We start from the raw sequence: 19,140 nt of genomic DNA, 5'->3' as shown, positions 1-19,140 counted from the left end.
GGGTGCGCTTTCAGAATGTGAGCGTGACGGATCGCGCAGCGCCCCGGCCAATCAGGGCGGAGAGCTGGTAGACGCGAATGGCGAGGAATTGGCCGGGCCCGAGGGGCGCGCCCCAATCGGTGGTCTGCTGGCCCGCGGTGTAGAGCGCAGAGGTCGTGGCAACTTGTAAGGTTCTCTTACGAGTTGCCCCGTCCAGAATATCGACCTCATAGGCTTCGCTGTCTTCCGCCAAGGGCACATCGCCCGTGCCCCAGGTGTCTGCGGCTAAGGATCTTGACCGGCGCGCCCAGCGGATCGTCAGATCGCCCGCGCTGCGGGCGGTGCGCCACGGCTGTTCGACATGCGCGACCGAAAACGGCCGCAGCCCAGCGCCTTCCGGGGTAAAGCTGGTGGCGACAAAGGTCTCGTCGCTGGCCGGGCGCGATGCCGGGCCGATGCGCCAGTTCCATGGCAAACCCAGATCGGCTTCGGAAATCGGCAAGGGCGCCACGGCCGTGTCCAGCACGACCACCCGCGCGCCGGTCGGCACCATGCTGACCATGGCACCTTCTGTCCCGCGCTGGCCCCGCAGCAATCGGGTCAGCTGATAGCGCCCCGGTGCGATCAACTCGGCCGTCCCTGCCTGGACGATTTCCCATTGCCCAGCGCCAGATTCTACAGCCAGCGCGTTGGCCCCACCCAGCAGGGTGATATCCGTGACGCTTTCCAGCGTGCCGGAATAGAGATCGACCACCAGTGCATTGCCAAGATCGAAGCGTGACACCGGCCCAGCAAAGAAGTCGGCCGCCAGCACGCCCATGCAGGCCCGCGAGCTGAATGTGGTCAGCAGGGCAAAGCCATCCGTCGCGGCGCTGCGATAGACCGCGATTTCACCGGGCCACGGCTTGGCATGGGCCGCGACGAAGGGGCGGTGCGCCGGTTGATCCTCGCGCAACTGCGGCAGGTCCATCAGCAGCACATCCGGTGCGCCGAATACGGTCGGGGTCGACAGGGACGCCGGTCGTGGCTCTCCCGGCGGCAAGTCATAGACCGCCCGGTCCTGCCGCACCGCGTCAATGCTGCGAAGATCGGAATCCGCGATGGACACCAGCCGCATCTCCGTCAGGCGGCCATCATGGTCCAAGAGGATCACGTCGCAGGGATCCAGTGCCAGACGCGAAGGCGGCAAGCGGAACACGGCACTTTCGCGACCCACCCACGCCTCCATCAGCGCGCGGCGGCAGCGGCGTTCGGCCTCTTCAGGAGGGATCGCCATCGGGAAACTTTCCGAGGCGATGCGCGTGGTGTCGACGGTGATGCGGCGTGCTTCCACTTGGGCTGCGTCATAGTCCTCATCAGCCCGCGCGACCTGCCACTTCAGCGCCTGCGGCAGTTCGGTTTCCTGCGCCCGGGTCAATTCCATCACATCGCCCTGCGCTGAAGTGGGCGCGATCATGCTGTCAGGGGTAATGGTCAGACCGGCACTGCGGCCGCGCATCAGGAACTTGATACGGCCCTCACTTTCGACCGCATCAAAGCCGAAGTGCCGGGCCAATGTGGAAATCGACGCACGCGGGGCTTCAAGTGCCGAGATCACATAGCCCTCGACCGCACCCCAGAGGCCGGAGACGTCGATCAATTCCTCGGGCATCCCGGCGCGCAAGCAGAGGTGCCGCACCAGCGCCGCCAGCGACACTGCGCCCAGCCGCCCGGTCAGCCAGTGCCCTAGCCGCCAGTTCGGCCCGTCTGTCCAGACGTCCGTCAGTTCTGGAAAGAACGGATAGGGCCGTGCATCCCAGGTCCAGGCGGCGCATTCGGGGACATGGACCATGCGCGCGCCGTACACTGAGGAGGTGGGGTTGTTCGCCGCAGCACCCCAGAACAGATAGGTCGCCTCGAGATAAGCGCGCTGGATCGCATCGTCGCGCCAGCCGCGCGAGAAGTAGGGGGTGAAGCTCTCCGACGATTTCGGGTCGAAGAACACGTTTGGCTGGTTGGTACCGCGGTCAATCGCCGGGCACCCCAGCTCCGTGAACCAGATCGGCTTGGACTGCGGCACCCACGCGGTCGGCGTGCCACTCTCCACTCCGCCTGGGCGGTTGAAATGCGGGTTCTGCCACCAGGCGCGCAGATCCTTGAAGCGGAAGACCCATGGTTCGGCCGCCGCGCCATCTGTGATCGGCGTGCGGTTTTGCGCGGTTCGATCAAGGGCGTCGGCATAGAACCAGTCGAAGCCTTCGCCGCCGGTGATGTTCGATTGCAGATAGTCCCGGTCGTAGATTGCCGGGGCCAAGCTCGCATCGGCATGATCGAACCCGTCACGCCAGTCCGACAGCGGCATGTAGTTATCGATGCCGATGAAGTTGATGTTGGCGTCCGACCAGAGCGGGTCGAGGTGGAAGTACACATCGCCCGAGCCATCGGCAGGGTGGTGACCGAAGTATTCCGACCAGTCGGCGGCATAGCCGATCTTGGGCCCAGCGCCGAGGATCGACCGGACATCGGCCGCGAGGCTGTTGAAGGCGGTGACGGCGGGATAGGTGCTGGCACCGGAACGGATCGTGGTCAGGCCGGGCATTTCCGAGCCGATCAGGAAGGCGTCCACGCCCCCGGCCGCTTTGCACAGATGCGCATAGTGCAGGATCATCCGACGCAAGCCCCATTCGCCGACAGGACCGGTCCAGCTGACAGTGGTGCCAGACACGCTGAAGTTTGCAGGTGTCGCCGTGCCGAACAGCGCCGATACCTGCGTGGCAGCGGTGGCGGTCTTGTCGACCGATCCTGCAAAACCCGCCGCCGGGGAGCAAGTGATCCGGCCGCGCCAAGGGAACATAGGCTGGCCCGATGCAGCAGCATTGGCGCTGTAGGGATTGGGCTTTGTATTGCCGGGCGGGACGTCCAGCAGCAGGAAGGGATAGAAGGTCACCCGCAGCCCGCGCGCCTTCATCTCCTGGATCGCCTGCACCACAGCGAAATCCGCAGGAGTGCCGCCATACACAGGGCGGTCTTCGGCATCACGGCTGACCAGAAACGCATCCGCGCGTGCGACGCCATTCACGACCCAAGCTGAGGGCGTGGTGGTTTTGGCAGCCACCTCGACGCCCGGCCGCAGCTTGCAGCTCCCGGCGCGCAGATCATCACCGAACCAAGCGACAACCAGGCTGACGCTTTCCACCGCTGGGGCCAGGGATTGCAGCCGGTCCAGCGCCACGACGATGTCAGCGGTGCCGGTGATCGCATTCAGGTTCTCGGCCACAGTCGCGCCACCGGAGCCGGTGGTCTTCTTGACCGGGCCGGTCGCATAAGTGAATTCGCCCGAGGCCGGGATCATCGTCACTGCTTTCACCAGCCCCTCGGCAGTGTCTGCATCCGCCAGCGGGCGAAACACCTCGAAGCTGATCTGCGGCAGTCGGTTGCCGAAGGCGCCGAGATTGAGTTCTTCGAAAACGACATAGGCTGTGCCGCGATAGGCCGGGGTGTTGGCTGCGCCCATCTTGGCGGAGATGAACGGATCGGGGCCCTGCGCATCGTTTCCGGGATACCAGCGCCAGGTCACGCCGGTCATGTCCATGGCCTTACCGTCGGCCCAGACGCGACCAATGCCGGTGATCTCACCTTCGCACAACACAACCGCGAAGCTGGCGAAATACAGGTACTCGGTGGTCGTGACCTTTGGCCCGCTGCCTTTACCGCCGCCCTGACTGGTGGTGTTGACCTCCTCGCGGAAATCCGTGGCCCAGATGATATTGCCACCGATCCGCATGCGGCCGAACAGGCGCGGGATCACGGCCCCCTCAGTGGATGAGGTGATGCGCAAGCTGTCCAGCCGCGCACCCTCGATCCGTTGGGCGGGTGCCAATGACGACACGATCCAGTTGTCGACGACCGACCCGATGGTGGAGCCGATGAAGCCACCGATGGCCGCGCCGGAAAAGCCGAGGATGGCCCCGCCAAATGCGCCGCCAATCGCGGAGCCGACGGCGCCGAGAACCAAAGTTGCCATGTGTGGTCTCAATCTCTGGGGAACAGGAAGGCGAAGGCGATACGCCGCCGCCAAATCGGGGTGAGGACTTCCTCGATAACTCCCAGCCGTTCATGGGCGTGGATGAAACGGTCGGGTCCGGTCAGGATCCCGACATGCTTGGCGATGGCGCGAGGGGCCATCCGGAACAGGACAAGCGTGCCGGGCCCGGCGTCGGATAGGCCGATTTCCGGCATCATCTGGCGCGCCCCCTCGGCCAGCACCTCACGCGGCCCGGTTTCACCCCAATCTCGGCTATAGGGCGGGATGGGAAACGGCTCGTCGCCCACCACCTCACGCCAGACGCCGCGCGCCAGCCCAAGACAATCGCAGCCGACGCCGCGCAGACTGGCCTGATCATGGTAAGGCGTGCCGAGCCAAGACCGCGCGACGGCGATGACCAAGGCGGGATCGGCGGTGATCACAGCACGTTTCCTTCATGGTCGCCGTCCTGGCTGGCATAGCGCAGGACCGCATCCTGGCCTGGGATATTGGGAAAACCCCGGAAGTTGGCGACATTCGCGAACCTGGCGCTGCAGGTCGCAATGCGCTTGTCACAACCCGCCTGGGCGACAAAGTTGTCGCCTTCGGCGATGGCACGCACCGGCGCTTCCAGCAGGGTCAGGGTGGCAATGGCATCGGCCAAGCCGTGGGACAGCACCTCGGTGATACGACCTGCATTGGCACCGCTCGTCCAAGTGAGCGTGCCGGAGGTGAACCAGCCCGCATCAAACCCAGACAGCCCCGAGGCCATGAACGCCCGGTCGCGCAAGAGGTCGGTGACGACGCCCGTGCCCTTGTAGACGGCGTTTTCCAGATCGATCCCGCAGCGCGCATCGCCCAAACGCGCATCGCAGCCCGCCTGAAACGTCCGCCCTACCGTCTGACCCAGAACATGCGCCAGCGACCGGACTTCCGCGACAAACGCCATGCGCCCGCGCCGGATTTGCCCGACAGCGCCCCGGCGCAAGAGCACGCGCTGGCCGGTGTCGGCCCAATTCACCCGCCACAGCTCCACCGCAGCATTGTCCCAGCGGCCGTCGAGGATGTCGGTTTCGGTGATCCTGTCCGAAGTCAGCACGCCGGTCGCGTCTTGCGCGTCGACGGCAAGGTCTGACCCAGCACGGATTTCCGAAGCGGCGAACCCGCTTTCCGGCTCAAACGCGGTCCCATCAAACGAAAGCGGGCGATCATGATCGGTGAAGCCCAGCGCAACGCCGTCGGCCCGCGAAATCCGCCAGCACCAGGTCAAAGTCGTGGTGCCATCATCAAGATGAGACTGCAGCGCGGGCGAGAGGTTTTTCATCTGCGGATCTCCAAGAGCGGGATGGCGGTGATCGATCCCAGCCGTTCAAAGTCGAGGGTCACGTCGAGCGTGTCGCTGTCGAAGCGGACCGGCACATCGAATTCGAAGCCAGCGCGGACGATGACGCCATGGGCGGGTGCGGTGGTGAAGCTGACGACACCAGTCGTCGTGTCCACGGTCCAGCCTGACATCTGCTCAACCATGCCAAGCGCCACGCGGACGGTCCCGGCCACCGGCTTGGCGATGGTCCTGACCCATGTCTGCGCGCCGGAGGTGTAGCGTTTCGCGAGCTGAAAGGTTTGCAGGCTGCCGGTCCCGGTTCCGATCTGCTGGTCGGTCGGGGTGATCGCCTGTGACGGCAGGGCGGATTTGTAGTCGGCCCAATCCTTGTAGCGGAACCCATGCAGGCGGCCGTTGCGGGCCTCGAAGAAGGCAACCACCGCCGCCAGATCATCCGCACGCCGGATGCCATAGGCGACATCATAGCGGCGACGGCTGTCGGCCCAGCTGGCATTGCGCTCTTCATCGCCTGAGGCCAGTTCGACCACTTGCGTGCGCCGTTCCGGCCCACCCCGAGCCCCTCGGCTGATGTTGTCGGGGAAGCGCACCTCGTGAAACGCCATCACATGCCCCTCCGGCCAAGGGACACAGCACGGGCAATATCGGCCGCGACCTGTGTGCGCGATTGCCGGAAGCTTTCGGCGTCGCGCGCCATGATGGTGACGGAAACGTTCGGGGCCGCGCCTTGCCCTTGGCCATATCCGGCCGCCTCGCGGCGTGACAGAACCCGCTCGCCTCGCTGCAGGATTGCCGGAACCTCGTCAGGCTTGATCCCGGCCCAGCCGCCTGCGTGCATGCGCGGGGCACCGGCAAAGGCTAGCGCTGGAACCATCCGGCCCGGGCCCGGCGATCCGACGATGCCACCGGCGTGCAGGATGTTGGCGAAGATGCCACCCGCGCCGCCCAGCGCGCCGGAGAGGGCGTTCGCAATGGGGCCGAGGATGAAGCGTCGCGCCGCGAGTTTGGCCAGGTCGGCGATCATCGAAGTGACCAGGTCGCGGAAATCCAGCTTGCCGGTTTTCACGAACTCGCCGACGGCGTTTTCGGCCGAGGTGAACGCAGAGACAAGCGCATTGCCGATGTCGCCCCCAATGTCGCGGGCTTTCGCGGCATAGTCGGCAAGCGTGGCCACGGCCGCCTCCCATCCGGTCTTGGCTACTTCGGCACCTGCTGCAGCAGCGGCACCAGCCCCACCAGCGGCGCGCCCGGCTTCCGTCATCGACTCGTCCAGCCGGTCGGCGGCATCTGCGGCCCCGTCGAGCGCAGCCTCGCCTTCGGTTCCGGCACCGGTCACCGCGTCCTTCAGCGCCTGCCAGGTTTGCATTGGACGGGTGGCGGCATCGGCCAGCATGCCGGCAGCCTCGCGATAGGCCTCGGCACGGGCGGTCGCCTCTTCGGCCATCCCGGTCAGCCCCAGATCGGGCGTGGTGACGTAGGTCTGCGCCATGGCGGTCGAGAAGGCTTCGGCGGCAGCGGTTCCGGCGGCGGCCGCAGATCCGGCAAAAGGATTGTCGATCCGGCCCAGCGCCACCGGATCCAGCGTCCCGATCCGCACCCCGCCTTCGCCCACCGCCCAATCGGGCAAGAGGTCGAGTGCGGCGTTCAGACCGCTGATGAAGTTGTTGATCCGGGTGACGACGCCGTTCAGCATGGCCTCAACACCGCCGATCAACCCGTTGGCGGCCTGGAACGCGAAATCACCAATCGCGCTGGGCAGGTGGCCCCAGATGGCTTTCACTGCATCATAGGCGCCCTTGAAGATGCCCGCCGCCGAATTGCCAAAGCTGGTCACCGCCTCAACGGACGACTGCATTGCGCCGTAGATGGTGGCTTGCAGTCCGGCCCAGCTGGCCTCGATCTTCGACCAGGCAGACGCGGCACCAAGGCCGATGCGGTCCCAGACCTCCAGAGCCAGATCCTTCAGAAGACCAATCGCCGCCCCGAACCCGCCCGCTCCTGCGACGAGCCGGGTGAACTGGAATACCAACTCGCCTGCGCCGACGATCAACGCACCGATGCCAGTGCGGATCAGCGCGCCGCGCAGGATCACCAATCCGGTTGCAAGGCCGCGAACGGACAAGGCCGCCGCTGCCAGTCCTGCCACCCAGCGCCCGGCCATCAGCGTGGCAAAGGTGGCAGCGTAGGTGGTGAGGCGACCGATGTTGTCGAAAAGGGCGTTGATCGCGATGCCGATGGGTCCGGTACTCCGTGCCATGTCTGCCAGCGTGTTGGCCACCGTCTCCAGCGTAGGCGCGACGGCGGCCGTCAGACGGTTGGTCAGGCCCAACCAGATCAGGCTGAGTTTGGCGATGGCATCACCAGTACGTTCGATCTGGGCGGCATCGGCCGCGCTGACGGCCACCCCGAAATCGCGCACATCTTGAGCGGCCTCGCGTAAGGTCGCGGGATCGATGCGCAGAAACGCCAGCGCCGCCTTGTCGCCAAAAAGGTCGGACGCCACGGCAGCACGCTCGGCTTCGGGGACAAACCGGTTCAGAGCCTCCTGAATGGCGACGATGCGCTGGTCCAAGGGAAGAGCCTGAAGCTCGGCGGCGGAAAGGTTGAGCCGCTGCAAGGCACCGACCGCCAAACCCGATCCAGCCGCCGCTTCCGACAACCGCGTGGTCAGCTTCTTCGTGGCCTGCTCGATTTCGCCCATGGAAACTCCGGCCAGCTCCCCGGCCCAAGTCAGCACCTGCAGGCTCTCGACGGTGGTTTTCAGGGACGCCGCCATGTCGGCTTGCGCGCCGATGGTTTCGAGACCCGACCGAACCATCGCCACACCTGCAGCGGCCGCTGCAACCGTCACGGCCGCCAGCGCGATCCCGGCCTTGCGGGCGAAGCTGGCAAGCCGGGTGTTGGCCAGTTCCATCTCGGTCGAGAGGCGGCCAAAACCCCGCGCGCCAGCATCGCCGATGCCTTCCAACTCGGCGCGCACCTGGCGGCCGCCCTCCGCCACGAGGCGCACACTGACCCTCTTTTCAGCCATTGCGGCTTCCTTCCGTCTGTTCGTTCAGCTTGTGCACCATGACCGCCTCGATCTCGGGCAGCAGCTCCGCAGCGATCAGGGTGTCGATGCCCAGCGCCCGTGCGAGGGCCAAAGCCGCGCTCATGTCCCAGCCAATGACTGCGCCAGGGATTACGCGGAGTTGGCCGCCGAGACGCCCGACCAGATCCCAGACCTGCCAGCCTTCCGGCGTTTGCGGCCTGTTCAGTTTTGCGGGGCAGTCGGGACATGTGCCCGTGCAGGCCGCGCAATACCGGTCGCCCCCGCCGAAGGACCAGTCGGCGAGGGCGCGGAGACGTTTTTTTCCGCATCCAGGATCAGCCCCTTGGCGACGTATTGCGTCTGGAATGCCTCGAAGACCGGCCAGATTTCCAGGAGGGCGTCGATCCCCTCGGGCGAAACGGGGATGATATTGCCCACCTCATCGCCGACACCTTCCCAATCCAGCACCGCGCGGCGGGCGACGGCTTTGGCCATCGCGAGGGCCAGCGCTTCTTGGCTGGCGCCTTCGGGCAGGTCTTCGATGGCCGGATCGGCTCGTGCGGACACCATCAAGGCAGTGGTCAGGGGGCCGACCTTGAGGCGCAGGCCGGGAGCGAGGTCCAGCCATTCGGGCGCGGCGGTCAGGTTCAATCGGATCATGATCAGTATCCTGCAAGGGTGTTGACGAGAACGGCGGTGCACATGCGGGCGGGGCTGGCGGCCTTTGCGGCCTGCCAGTCGAAGCTCGCCTGCACGCCTTGCGGCCCGGCGATCTCGATCCGGGGGATCGGGAGGTAGACCGCGTGGGCGGTGAAGTTAAAGCTGGCATTGGCCCCGAGGCTGTAGACGAACTCCAACTCGCAGGGGCTGCCGTCGATGGCTTGGGTCACCAGCGTGCTGTCCGAGAACCGCACCTCGATCCGGCCGGTGAGCGCCGCCATGGTCGGATCGGCGCCATCAATGCGGCCATCGCCACGGATGGTCTCGATCCGGTCGAGGTTGTTGGAATAGGTGATCTCGGCCGAGACCACGTTCCCCAGTGCGGTTCCATTGCGTTTCACCGTTCCGTTGAAATGGCCGAAACGCTGCAGGCCCAGCGCCGTGGGCGTGCCAGCCGCAGTCGCGGCGGCGATGGTTTCGCCTTGCGCGATCAGCCGGGCCGTGGCCGTCAGCAATCCGGAACGCTGCATCTGCCAGGTCAGCTGATCCAGGACGCAGCCGGAATACATCGCAAAGCGTGGCACTTCGGGCATGGCGGTTTCAATCGCCATGCTGGGCAGGGTCCAGTTGCCCGACTGGAAGGTGTGGGTCTTGGGCGTGGTGCCTGTGGTGGTGGGCTGGCCGAACGCCGCCTTCAGCCAGAACCCGAAGGCCTCCACATCGATGGGGACCACCACCTCGCCATCGGCAGTGACCGCATCCTTGATCGGAGCCAGCGGATCGCGTCCATAGCCCAGCAGTTCGGACTCCAGCAGCGGCTGTTCCGATCCCAGCGTCGTCCTGGCAAAGGGCATCAGCCGGAACCCACTGACCGGCGGGGTGCCGTAAACCGTCTCATACGCAAGCGCCATCTGCGCCCGCGCGCCTTGCGCACGTGCCATGGGGGTCTCCTCGATGTTGGGGGTGTCAGGCCAGAGGGCCGGTGGTGGTGTAGTGCAACACGACGGTGATCACCGCCGCCTTCAGCGCCGCCGCGCCTTCGATGGGCAGATCGACCGAGGCCGGGGCCTCGGGTTCGACCCAGTCGCAGAGGCCGCCGAGGGTGCGGTCGGCTTCCAGCACGGTGCCGATGGTAGCGATCAGGTCATCGAAGGCATCGGCCCGGCCGCTGCCAGCTTGGACGACGACCTCAAACTCGGCCCGGTGCTGATAGTGGTATCGCAACGGCGACAGCGTGACCTCCGGTTCACCCGGCTGGCCATCGCGCAGGATGATGAGCCCCGCCTGAGGAATACGTTCGGGCAGGACTTCATCGCGCAAGGTAGGGGCAGCAAGCGGCTGCAGCCGCGCTTGCAGCGCGGCGAGGACGGATTCGCGGGTGGTGGGCATGACAGCGCATTTCCTGAATTGTGACTTCTGTGATGGTCGCGGATATGCTAAAGGTAATACCCATGAATACTCGCCCGGAGTCGCCCGTATGAACGCCGTCCGCCCTGTTGCCGTAAAACTCGATCAGGACACACGCGACCGCCTCAAGCGGTTGGCGGATGCCAAGGACCGCTCGACCCACTGGATGCTGCGCGAGGCCGTTGCGCAATTCGTCGAGCGCGAAGAGAAGCGTGAGGCGTTTCGCCAGGCCGGGCTTCAAGCTTGGGAAGAGTTTCAGGCGACCGGCAAACACGTCACGCATGACGAAGCCGATGCCTGGCTTGCCAAGCTGGAAGCAGGCGAAGAGGCGGCTGCTCCTGAATGCCACAACTGATCTGGTCGCCCGCCGCGCTGCGGGATGTCGAACGGCTTTACCGCTTCCTGGCCGACAAGAACCCTGACGCTGCCCGACGCGCCGCCAAATCCATCCGCGAGGGCATGAACATCCTGCGCGATCAGCCGGGTGCGGGGCGGCCAGTCGAGGACATGGAGCCGGAATTCCGCGAGTGGTTCATCACCTTTGGCGACAGTGGCTATGTGTCGCTTTATCGATTCGAAGGCGAGACGGCGGTCGTATTGGCCGTGCGCCATCAGCGCGAGGCTGGCTACTGACGGGCGGGTGGTGATCACACCTTGCCCTCCACCCAATTCGCCACGATCAGCCCCGGCACGCCGTCCACCGCCCGTTCCGCATCCCGCGCCAGATCCAGCCGCTTGCGCAACTTGACCTGCGGCACGAGCAGGAAGATCGGCACTGTGGCCAGGCCGCGCCCGGTCTTCGACTTCGATGCCACCGCGCGGCCTTTCGAATTCAGGCGCCCCTCCGCCACCAGCAGGCTTGGCCCGCGGCGGCGGTAGATGAACCGAAGGCGCAGACCGGTGCGGCGTTCCCATTCGCCGGGAGTGATCCGGCCACCGTTGGTGCTTTTGCCTGCGGCCGGGGTGGGGATCGCCAGCCAGAACCCGTCCCTGGACCGGATCAACGGCCCTGTGTCATGCGCGCCGATGATCACCGGGGCGTTGGACCAGACCAGCGCCGCCGCATTCAGGCTGTCGCCGGATTTGGGGAAACTTGCGAGGCGGATGCTATTGCCAAGGCGGGTGCCAAGGCCCGCGCCCGTGATCTGGCCCCGCCAGGCGGATTTGAGGGAGGTGCCCGCCTCGCGCATGGAGGCGGACACTGCCTTTTCCCCGGCGGCGATTTCGGCCTGCATCAGGGCGGCGAGGTCCGGATCGAAGGCGATCTTCAGCTTCATGATGGACGCAGGTTTAGCGACCAGATCAGCCTCTCGCGATCACGCACCGGCTCGCCCTGAATGGTGAAGCTGTCGGCCCCGATCACGATCAGATCGCCGGGGCGGGGATCGGGCAGGTCGGACACGCGGACGTCCACCATCATGGTGTCGCTGACAAATCGCCCGGCCCCGAATTCGGTGATGCGATCCGGGGCGCGGCGGATGACGCGGATGGGGCGTTCCTCCGATGTGGTGGCAGAAATCCAGACAGCGGCCGCCGCCATGGACGGGTTGGCGTAGATCCGGTCCATAGCGGCGGCGAAGACGGTCATGTCGGGCCCGTCAGTTCGAAGTGTGGATGCGGATCGCGATGCGCGGCCGCTTGTTCACCGGCAGGATCGAGGCTTCGGTCATCAGGTCGATCCACCGGCCCTTTTCGTCGAGGTGCTGACGGGCATAGAGCGGCAGACCCATGGTGTTCGCCGCCTCGAGCAGGTTGGCCGGGCCGCCATAGGTGGTGAAGGTGTCCATCGTGCCCAAGGGGAACGCGATGCCTTCGTTCGCGGGGACCAGCCGTTCGGTCGCCTTGGTGGAAAGCGTGACGGTGCCCGCATATTCCTCGAACACGATGCCAGCGAAGGGGAAGTTGCGCCGCACATCCTGCCGCAAGGGCTGCGCGCCGATGGCGGCGTAGAACTTGTAGGCCTCTTCCGTCTTCGGATGCGCGATCAGCTTGTCGAAGAACTCCCGGCTGACGAGGGCGTGCACGTCCGACATGCTTTCGCCGAGAAGGTTGTCTTCGATTGCCCGCAAGACCTCGCGGACCTTGCTTTGAACGAGGGTGCCAGCGGTGCCCAGCAGAAAATCCACCGAGATTTGCGCCAGCCCGAATTCGGTGAAGTAGTTGTAGAGGGTGGTGCCAGCGCCATCCTTCACGATGCCGCGCAGGGCGTTCATCTCCATGTATTCGCGGGTCTGGGCATGCTTGCGGCGCATGAGCTGCAGCTTGCGGTTCATCACCTCAACCAGCGGGTCGGCGGCATCAAACGCGCCCAGCGCGGGTTGGCCCTGGATGTCGCCGGGCAGGATGACATCGTCATGCGGGATCCACGGCAGGGCGAAGGACCGCATCGAGCGGCCTTCCCGCGTGCCGACAGTGGAGGGGCCACCCAGCGGCACGGAGGGCAGCAGGTTTAGCACGCCCTCATATTGCTCGATGATCACCGACCGTTGGGTGACGCCTTCGAAGCGAAAGAGGCCGATCTGGCCAAGGCGGGTATAGAGGTTGGGAAGGATGTTGATGGCCTGCGTCATCTCGGCCAGCGAGTAACCGCCAGCGTCAAAAGGATTGCGAACGATGGTCATGGGGTGCTCCGGTGGAATGAGGGGATTGGATGTCAGACGCCGTCGCGGGCGATGATGCCGACGGCGGCCAGCTGGCCGATCTTGGCGGTGATCTTGCTGCCGTCATCGACGGTGGCACCGTAAGCGAGGCCCGCACGCGAAACGATGGAGGGGCCTCGGGTGACGACAATGCCTGTCGCATCGGCGAGAGTCGCATCGACGGCATAGAGCAGCACGGCGCTGGCGACCTGCGATCCGTCGGCACCGGTCGCGGGCGACAGGGTGTATTTGCCGCTGGCCGTGATCTTCCCCAGCACAGAACCGCCCGGGTAGGGCATTCCGATCAGCAGGGTGATCACCTCGCGAGTGTAGTTCGGGTTGACCTCATATTTGAGGACATCGCCCATGCTAGGCGGTTCCGTCAGGACGGGCATTCGTCAGTCTCCATGTTGGTGGGGGTGGGGAAGCAGGCGATGGTTCAGCGCTTGGCGTCGGTCGCGGCCTTCTTCGCGGCGGCGATGATCGGGCTGTCTTTGGCGGCAGCGGCCGCCGGGGCGGTGGCGATGATGCCAGCCGCATCGCTGCGGGCGGCGAGATCAGCCAGGACCCGGGCGCGCAATGCCTCGGGTTTCACCCCGCGCGTAACGGCGTCGGCGGCGTCGATGGTCACGCCCAACCGGGCGGCCTGCGCACAAACCTGCGCCACCTGGGCAGCCTCGGCGCGAATGGCGTCGGCGGTCATTGTGGCCGGATTCGTCGCGGTGGTGGCAGCATCTACAGGCGGGACTGCAGGGGCTGATGCGACATGTGCAGGCGTTTCGATGGGAGTTTCAGGCGTGGTGGTCATCTGTGGACCCTTTCTGCTGGGGGAGGTTGTGCCGCGAGGTGCGGCGACGAAGGCGTGGAAAGCGGTGACAGGATCGGAAAGTTCGTCAGCCAGACCGGCGGCAATTGCTTCGGTCCCGCGGAACACAGCAGCTTCGGTCGCCAGCGCCGATGCGCGGGTCAGCCGATCCCCTCGCCCAGCTGCGACGGTTTCCGCGAAGAGGAAACGCACCACCTCCAACTCGCGCTGCATCTGGTCGTGCACCGCTTCGGGCAGGGGCTGGTATGGGTTGGCATCAACCTTGTGCGCCCCGGCGTGGATCAGCGTGACGGCGATCCCTTTCTGGTCGAGGGCCCCGCTCATATCGGTGTGCAGGGCCACCACGCCAATGCTGCCGACCGCACCTGTGCGGGGCAGGACGATGCGGTCGGCTTGTGACGCCAATACATAGCCAGCCGACAGCGCATGTTCCGCGACGAACGCATGGACGGGTTTTTGCGCCCTGGCGGCGCGGATGCGATCCGCCAGATCAAAGGCCCCGGCAACCTCGCCACCGAAGCTGTCGATGTCGAGCGCAATGCCGCGAACGCCGGGATCCGCGAGGGCCGCCTGCAGCTGTGCGGCGATGCCCTCATAGGAGGTGAGGCCTGAGGATTGCCCGATCCACGCGCCACGATGGACCAGCGTCCCGGCGATTTCGATCACCGCGATGCCATCCACCAGCGCAAAGGGCTGCGTGCCGTTCCGCTGGTGGCGCTGGGCGAGATCATTGCCAAAGAGTGAAGCCCGAGCGGGCATGCTGGCAGCAGTTTGGTCAGCGACTTCCACCTCCAGCCCCTGGAAGGTGATCTCCTTACCGGTAATGCGTGGCCCCAGCCCCGAGAGAAACGCCAGCGCCTTGGCCGGATCGACCATCAAGGGCGTGTTGAATGCGCGCTGGGCGATTTGCGCGTGGTGCATCATGCGCCCTCCTTGGGGTCGGGTTTTTCATCGGCAGTGTCCTGCGCGCCGTCGTCGGCCTCATCGTCTTTGGCGCTGTCCTGATCTGCATCTTTCGCCGCGCCTTCGCCGGGACCCTGCGCGGGGGAGCCAGGACGGCGGAAGTCGAGGCCCAGATCGCGTTCGCGCTTTCGTTCGGCGGCGATTTCCCGGTCCACCTGTTCGGCGTCGTATCCCCGCTCCGCAAGCGCCTGCGTGCGCGATTTCAGGCCCGCTTCGATCTGCAGGATCTCGGCCGAGGCGTCCTTCATTGGGTCGATCCAGTCCCATTTGGTCGGGAGCCAGGCGCAGGCCTGATATTGCCGCCGCTGGCTGGCATAGCCCGGCAGGTCGAGCGCCCCCGACAACACGGCCGTGTCCATCCAGCGCACCCAAACCGCGCGACAAAGCTGATAGACCAGCACGCCATGCTGCCAGGCCGAGATGCGGCGGCGGAATTCGATCAAGCTGATCCGCGTGTTGGAGAAGTTGCCTTTCGCCGTGTCGCCAGTCAGATAACCATAGGGCACGCCCAGTGCGGCCGCGATCTGCAGCAGGGTGCGGTACTGGAACGGCTCATAGGTGCCACCCGAGTCTGGCGTGGCCGGGGTGGACACATCCTCACCCGGATCCAACCGCACCACCTGACCGGGTTCGACCTCCAGATCCTCCTCGGTCGGTTCCAGCGGAGTTTCCGGCGCGGGCGAGGTGATGAACATCGCGAACATCGCCGCGATCTTCTTCCGCTCCAGCTCTGCGTCGTCATAAAGGTCCAGCGTGAACAGTTTCACGATGGCGGCAGCAAAGCGCGACACGCCGCGCAACTGGCCCGCCTCGACAGGGTCCAGAACATGGATCACGTCGCCAGCCGGAACGCGGACGGTTTCGCCTGCGAGGCCGGGATCGGTCATATCGCCGGGGTGGCGGCGCAGGAAGTGATAGGCAACGCGGCGGCCGATGCCGTCGAACTCGATCCCCTGCCGGATCAGCCCGGCGTCGGGCAAGGTGCGGTTCATATCCAAGGGCAGCATTTCTGCGGGCAGCATCTGCAGTTGCAGGGGAACAGTCAGGCCGTCCTCCTCCCGGCGCGGCCGGATACGGAGGAACACTTCGCCCGACAGGAACACTTCGCGCGCCGCCCGGCGTTGCAACCCGTAGAAATCCGTCAACCCTTCGGCATCGGCATCATCGGTCCACGCCAGCCATAGCGCCTGCAGCTCTTCCTTCTTTGCGGCATCCTGAATGGTCGACGAAGGCTTGATGCCATCGCCGACGACATTGCTGGCGAAGGACTCGACTGCATTGGCTGCATAGCCATTGTTCCGGACCAGCCAGCGCGCCCGGGCGGTGATCGTGTCGCCCGAGGCCGCGATCAGCGTGTTCACATGCGCGCGGCTGGCCCTGAACCCGCGCAGGCGACGATGAGCCTGTGCCGCGTCAAACCCGCCGATGATGCTGCCGATGCGCTGGCGGAACGCTTCAAACGCCATGGATCACAGACCCTTCGAGGCGACAGTGCCCCAGCGCCGACGACGCGGGGTGCCGGATGTGGCTGTGGCGATCCGGGTTTCCAGATCGCTGATGGCATTCGCCAGCTCCGCGTTAGAGCCATAGTTGATCGATTTTCCGTCGTAGCTGACCGAGCGGACGCCTGCGTAGCGCGCCTCCTGCAGCGCGGCCAACAGCGCGCGCATCCGTTCCAGATCCATTTCAGTCCCTCATGAAGTTCGGTGTGTAGGCCCGGCGTTTCCGCCGTGGCGTGGTTGGTGATCCGGCTTTGGGCGGGGTGGGCGACACCGGTTCACTCGCGATGGCAAGCGAGGGCGCCGGTCGAGTTTCCACCCCGGCCTGCGCTTCCAGCCGTCGCCATGTCGCCTCATCCCAGCGATCCGCGCCCATGATCCAGGCGGCCGCCCGGGCGTAGACCCGGGCGTCCAGCGCCTCGTTGCGTTCGCGCATCTTCTGCCATTCGGGGTGGGCATAGCCGCGCTTGTTGCGCACGGTGACCAGCTGTTCGGCCACCAGCTGCTTCAGCCATTCGGTGTCGATCCAGTCTGGCAAGTGCACGGTGCCGGGGGCGTCGAGCACGCCCAGCGCCCGGTCCTCGTCGCTCGGCCGCTCCAGCCGCAGGAAGCGGTAGGTTTCGGTCTTGAAGGTGGCCGTGGCCACCGACCAGAGCCGCGCGCCCCGGCGCAGACGCTTGCCGCCGATGGTGGCATCGACAAAGGTCGGGCCTGACACCGGCGTGGCGCGGTTGAAGCCTTCCAGGCCCTTGATCGGCGCGACCTGATCGAAGCCTTGCTTGCGCGCCCAAGCGTAAACCGCCGGGGCCTCATAGCCGGTGTCGATGGCCAGCTTGCCGATCACCATCACCGCGCCATTGGCGCAAACCCATGCGCGGCCAAGCAAAGCCGTCAGTTTGTCCCAGCAGGCTGGGTCGTCTGGGCCGCCAGCGATCACTATGTGATCGACCAGCCAGGACTCCAAGCCCCGGCCCCAGGCCCAGACATCGACCTCGATCCGGTCTTTCTGCACGTCGACGCCCGCGGTCAGGAACAGGCCACCCACCGGGATCTGCACGCCGCCATAGGCTTCGCGGCGTTCGGCCAGCCGTTGCCATTCCGGTGCGTCGCCGCTCTCCACCCAAGTTTCGCCAAGAAGCGTGTTGCGCGCGGCGCGCAACATTTCTTCCGAACCCTGCGCTGCCAGCCATTCGCGGGCGATCTGCTGCCAGCTTTTCCAGCCCAAGGGCGAGTAAAGCGCCGAGAGGTGAAAGCCGATCGAGTGCGGATCGGCGGACACAGCCGTTGCCCGCCATTCCCCGCGCTCCAGCATCTGCGTCTTGTGATGCTCGGCGATGGGCTTTTCGCAGCCCTCGCAGTGGTAGGCTGCGGTGTCAGGCCGCCCTTTGTCCCAACGCAGGCGTTCAAACTGCAGCCACTGCATCGCCCCGCAGTGCGGGCAGGGCACGAAATACCGGCGCTGGTCCGATGCCTCGAACTCGCGCTCGATCCGGCTCAGCCCCCGGATCGTCGGGGTCGACACCATGAACACCTTGCGCCGATGCGAGAAGGTGGTGGTCCGCGCCTCCGCCAGAGTGACTGGGTCGCCCTCTTCGTCGGCCGACGCCGGATAGGCGTCTACCTCGTCCAGAAAGATGTAGCGCGCAGGCATCGACCGCAGACCGGTCGCGGAGTTCGCGCCGGTCAGCACCAGGATGCCGCCGGGGAATTCCTTCGACAGCATCGAATTGCCTGCGTCGCGCGACCGGGCGGGGTTGACACGTTCGCGCAGGGCCGGACTCTCCGCGATCAGCGGATCAAGCCGCCCGCGTGACGTGCGCTTCGCCAGTTCCAGGGATGGCAATACCGCCAGCATCGGCCCCGGCGCGTGATGGATGACAAAGCCGATCCAGTTGTTGCCAGCCTCGGTCGCGCCGACCTGCGCCGCTTTCATGAAGGTCACGCGCTGCGCCGGGTGCCGCGGTGACAGCGCATCCATGATCTCGCGCAGGTAAGGCGCGCGGGCCGTGCGATAGCGTCCCGGTTCAGCCGCGCCCCGCGAGGACAGCCAGCGGTGTTCATCCGCCCATTCCGACACCGTCAGATCCGGGTCGGGCCGCATCCCCTTGCGCCACGAGCGCAGGATGTCCTCGGCCCCGTCAAATTCGAGGTCGAGATCGGTGCTCAGGTCGAGTTCTTCTCCTTCATCCAAGCGAGACCCTGAGATCGGCGAGGGCGTCGAGGTGCTGTCTGACATGGGCTTCCAACACCCTCTGCAGGATCGCGGCCTCGATGATCACCGGCGTTCCGGTCTGTTTTTCCACTCCCAAGGCCACTTCGGCCGCCATCAGCGCCGCCACTCTGTTGGGCCAGGTGACCCAAGTATCGCGTTCCTGTCGGGCCAACCGGAACACCAGCGCTTCCGCCCGGGCCCGGTCGACCAGCGTGCCCTTCTTCTTCTGGATGCCCAGCTGCTTGTCCTGCGCCTGGTAGACCGTCAGCGCGGTGCGGGCCTTCAGATATGACGAGCTGTCTGCGGGACCGCTGAACCCGCTGTCGCCGCCGGTGCTGCGGCGCTGCTGGTCCGGATCGGTCATGTCGGCCCTGCGCACGTCAGAGGCGGCGGCGTTGATCGACCCGTCGCTGTAGACCACCAGCCGACTGGCGCGGCGTGCCTTCTGGATCGCCCCGCGCGAGAGGCCGGAATGGGCGGAATACTCCCGCTCGGACATACCTTCCATGCTGTTGCCTGACGCGCCTAACGCAATGAAAATGCTTGTTATTCAGTTGATTACGCTCTGCGATAGAGCGA

20 protein-coding genes are annotated in these 19,140 nt (G+C 65.8%); 2 read left to right on the top strand and 18 right to left on the bottom strand.

The window, feature by feature from the left end:
* Positions 1-10 precede the first annotated feature (10 nt).
* The 9 genes from HS053_RS19080 to HS053_RS19045 form a co-directional block, all read right to left on the bottom strand.
* Positions 11-3,982 carry a baseplate multidomain protein megatron gene (locus HS053_RS19080; RefSeq protein WP_174212857.1) on the bottom strand — a complete coding sequence of 1,324 codons (3,972 nt, stop codon included), beginning with the start codon at positions 3,980-3,982 and terminating at the stop codon, positions 11-13.
* Positions 3,983-3,990: 8 nt separating this feature from the next.
* Positions 3,991-4,422, bottom strand: coding sequence for an NlpC/P60 family protein (locus HS053_RS19075; RefSeq protein ID WP_458358911.1), 432 nt, complete (start codon positions 4,420-4,422; stop codon positions 3,991-3,993).
* Complete coding sequence (locus HS053_RS19070; protein ID WP_174212841.1) at positions 4,422-5,306, bottom strand: DUF2163 domain-containing protein; 885 nt, start codon at positions 5,304-5,306, stop codon at positions 4,422-4,424. The genes HS053_RS19075 and HS053_RS19070 overlap by 1 nt, the downstream gene beginning before the upstream one ends.
* A complete protein-coding gene (locus HS053_RS19065; protein WP_174212840.1) occupies positions 5,303-5,929 on the bottom strand; it encodes a DUF2460 domain-containing protein in 627 nt (208 codons plus the stop codon). The genes HS053_RS19070 and HS053_RS19065 overlap by 4 nt, the downstream gene beginning before the upstream one ends.
* The gene (locus HS053_RS19060) at positions 5,929-8,355 is read right to left on the bottom strand and encodes a phage tail tape measure C-terminal domain-containing protein (protein WP_174212839.1); all 2,427 of its coding nucleotides are present in this window, start codon (positions 8,353-8,355) and stop codon (positions 5,929-5,931) included. Before HS053_RS19060 ends, HS053_RS19065 begins: the two co-directional genes overlap by 1 nt.
* Positions 8,348-8,506, bottom strand: a complete 159-nt coding sequence (locus HS053_RS22545; RefSeq protein WP_458358910.1) for a DUF7697 family protein — start codon at positions 8,504-8,506, stop codon at positions 8,348-8,350. Before HS053_RS22545 ends, HS053_RS19060 begins: the two co-directional genes overlap by 8 nt.
* Positions 8,507-8,577: 71 nt before the next feature.
* A complete protein-coding gene (locus tag HS053_RS19055) occupies positions 8,578-9,015 on the bottom strand; it encodes a hypothetical protein (RefSeq protein ID WP_174212838.1) in 438 nt (145 codons plus the stop codon).
* A 2-nt stretch (positions 9,016-9,017) separates the two neighbouring features.
* The gene (locus tag HS053_RS19050) at positions 9,018-9,956 is read right to left on the bottom strand and encodes a phage tail tube protein (protein ID WP_174212837.1); all 939 of its coding nucleotides are present in this window, start codon (positions 9,954-9,956) and stop codon (positions 9,018-9,020) included.
* 25 nt (positions 9,957-9,981) lie between these two features.
* The gene (locus HS053_RS19045; protein WP_174212836.1) at positions 9,982-10,404 is read right to left on the bottom strand and encodes an acyl-CoA transferase; all 423 of its coding nucleotides are present in this window, start codon (positions 10,402-10,404) and stop codon (positions 9,982-9,984) included.
* 88 nt (positions 10,405-10,492) lie between these two features.
* Here HS053_RS19045 and HS053_RS19040 point away from each other — a divergent pair, with 88 nt between their 5' ends.
* Positions 10,493-10,777, top strand: a complete 285-nt coding sequence (locus HS053_RS19040) for a CopG family ribbon-helix-helix protein (protein ID WP_174212835.1) — start codon at positions 10,493-10,495, stop codon at positions 10,775-10,777.
* The gene (locus HS053_RS19035) at positions 10,765-11,055 is read left to right on the top strand and encodes a type II toxin-antitoxin system RelE/ParE family toxin (RefSeq protein ID WP_174212834.1); all 291 of its coding nucleotides are present in this window, start codon (positions 10,765-10,767) and stop codon (positions 11,053-11,055) included. The genes HS053_RS19040 and HS053_RS19035 overlap by 13 nt, the downstream gene beginning before the upstream one ends.
* A gap of 14 nt (positions 11,056-11,069) precedes the next feature.
* Here the strand turns inward: HS053_RS19035 and HS053_RS19030 are convergent, their stop codons facing one another.
* Genes HS053_RS19030 through HS053_RS18990 form a run of 9 tightly spaced genes read right to left on the bottom strand, consistent with a single transcriptional unit; the run spans position 11,070 to position 19,069 of the window.
* A complete protein-coding gene (locus tag HS053_RS19030; RefSeq protein WP_174212833.1) occupies positions 11,070-11,699 on the bottom strand; it encodes a DUF6441 family protein in 630 nt (209 codons plus the stop codon).
* Entirely contained in the window at positions 11,696-12,010 is a 315-nt protein-coding gene (locus HS053_RS19025) for a head-tail joining protein (RefSeq protein ID WP_174212832.1), read from the bottom strand. The genes HS053_RS19030 and HS053_RS19025 overlap by 4 nt, the downstream gene beginning before the upstream one ends.
* 10 nt (positions 12,011-12,020) lie before the next feature.
* A complete protein-coding gene (locus HS053_RS19020) occupies positions 12,021-13,043 on the bottom strand; it encodes a major capsid protein (RefSeq protein WP_174212831.1) in 1,023 nt (340 codons plus the stop codon).
* Positions 13,044-13,075: 32 nt separating this feature from the next.
* Positions 13,076-13,456, bottom strand: a complete 381-nt coding sequence (locus HS053_RS19015; protein WP_174212830.1) for a head decoration protein — start codon at positions 13,454-13,456, stop codon at positions 13,076-13,078.
* A gap of 44 nt (positions 13,457-13,500) precedes the next feature.
* A complete protein-coding gene (locus HS053_RS19010; RefSeq protein ID WP_174212856.1) occupies positions 13,501-14,808 on the bottom strand; it encodes a S49 family peptidase in 1,308 nt (435 codons plus the stop codon).
* Positions 14,808-16,316: a phage portal protein gene (locus tag HS053_RS19005; RefSeq protein ID WP_174212829.1), complete on the bottom strand. Its 1,509-nt coding sequence runs from the start codon at positions 16,314-16,316 to the stop codon at positions 14,808-14,810. Before HS053_RS19005 ends, HS053_RS19010 begins: the two co-directional genes overlap by 1 nt.
* A 3-nt stretch (positions 16,317-16,319) precedes the next feature.
* Positions 16,320-16,535, bottom strand: coding sequence for a phage head-tail joining protein (locus tag HS053_RS19000; RefSeq protein WP_174212828.1), 216 nt, complete (start codon positions 16,533-16,535; stop codon positions 16,320-16,322).
* A gap of 1 nt (position 16,536) precedes the next feature.
* On the bottom strand, positions 16,537-18,585 hold the full coding sequence (locus tag HS053_RS18995) for a phage terminase large subunit family protein (protein ID WP_174212827.1): 2,049 nt from the start codon (positions 18,583-18,585) through the stop codon (positions 16,537-16,539).
* Complete coding sequence (locus HS053_RS18990) at positions 18,533-19,069, bottom strand: hypothetical protein (protein ID WP_174212826.1); 537 nt, start codon at positions 19,067-19,069, stop codon at positions 18,533-18,535. The genes HS053_RS18995 and HS053_RS18990 overlap by 53 nt, the downstream gene beginning before the upstream one ends.
* Positions 19,070-19,140: the final 71 nt, after the last annotated feature.

The organism is Tabrizicola fusiformis (assembly GCF_013328815.1).
Classification (GTDB): Bacteria; Pseudomonadota; Alphaproteobacteria; order Rhodobacterales; family Rhodobacteraceae; genus Fuscibacter.
Note: the sequence above shows the minus strand (reverse complement) of the source record. Positions and strands in the feature narration are given on the sequence as shown.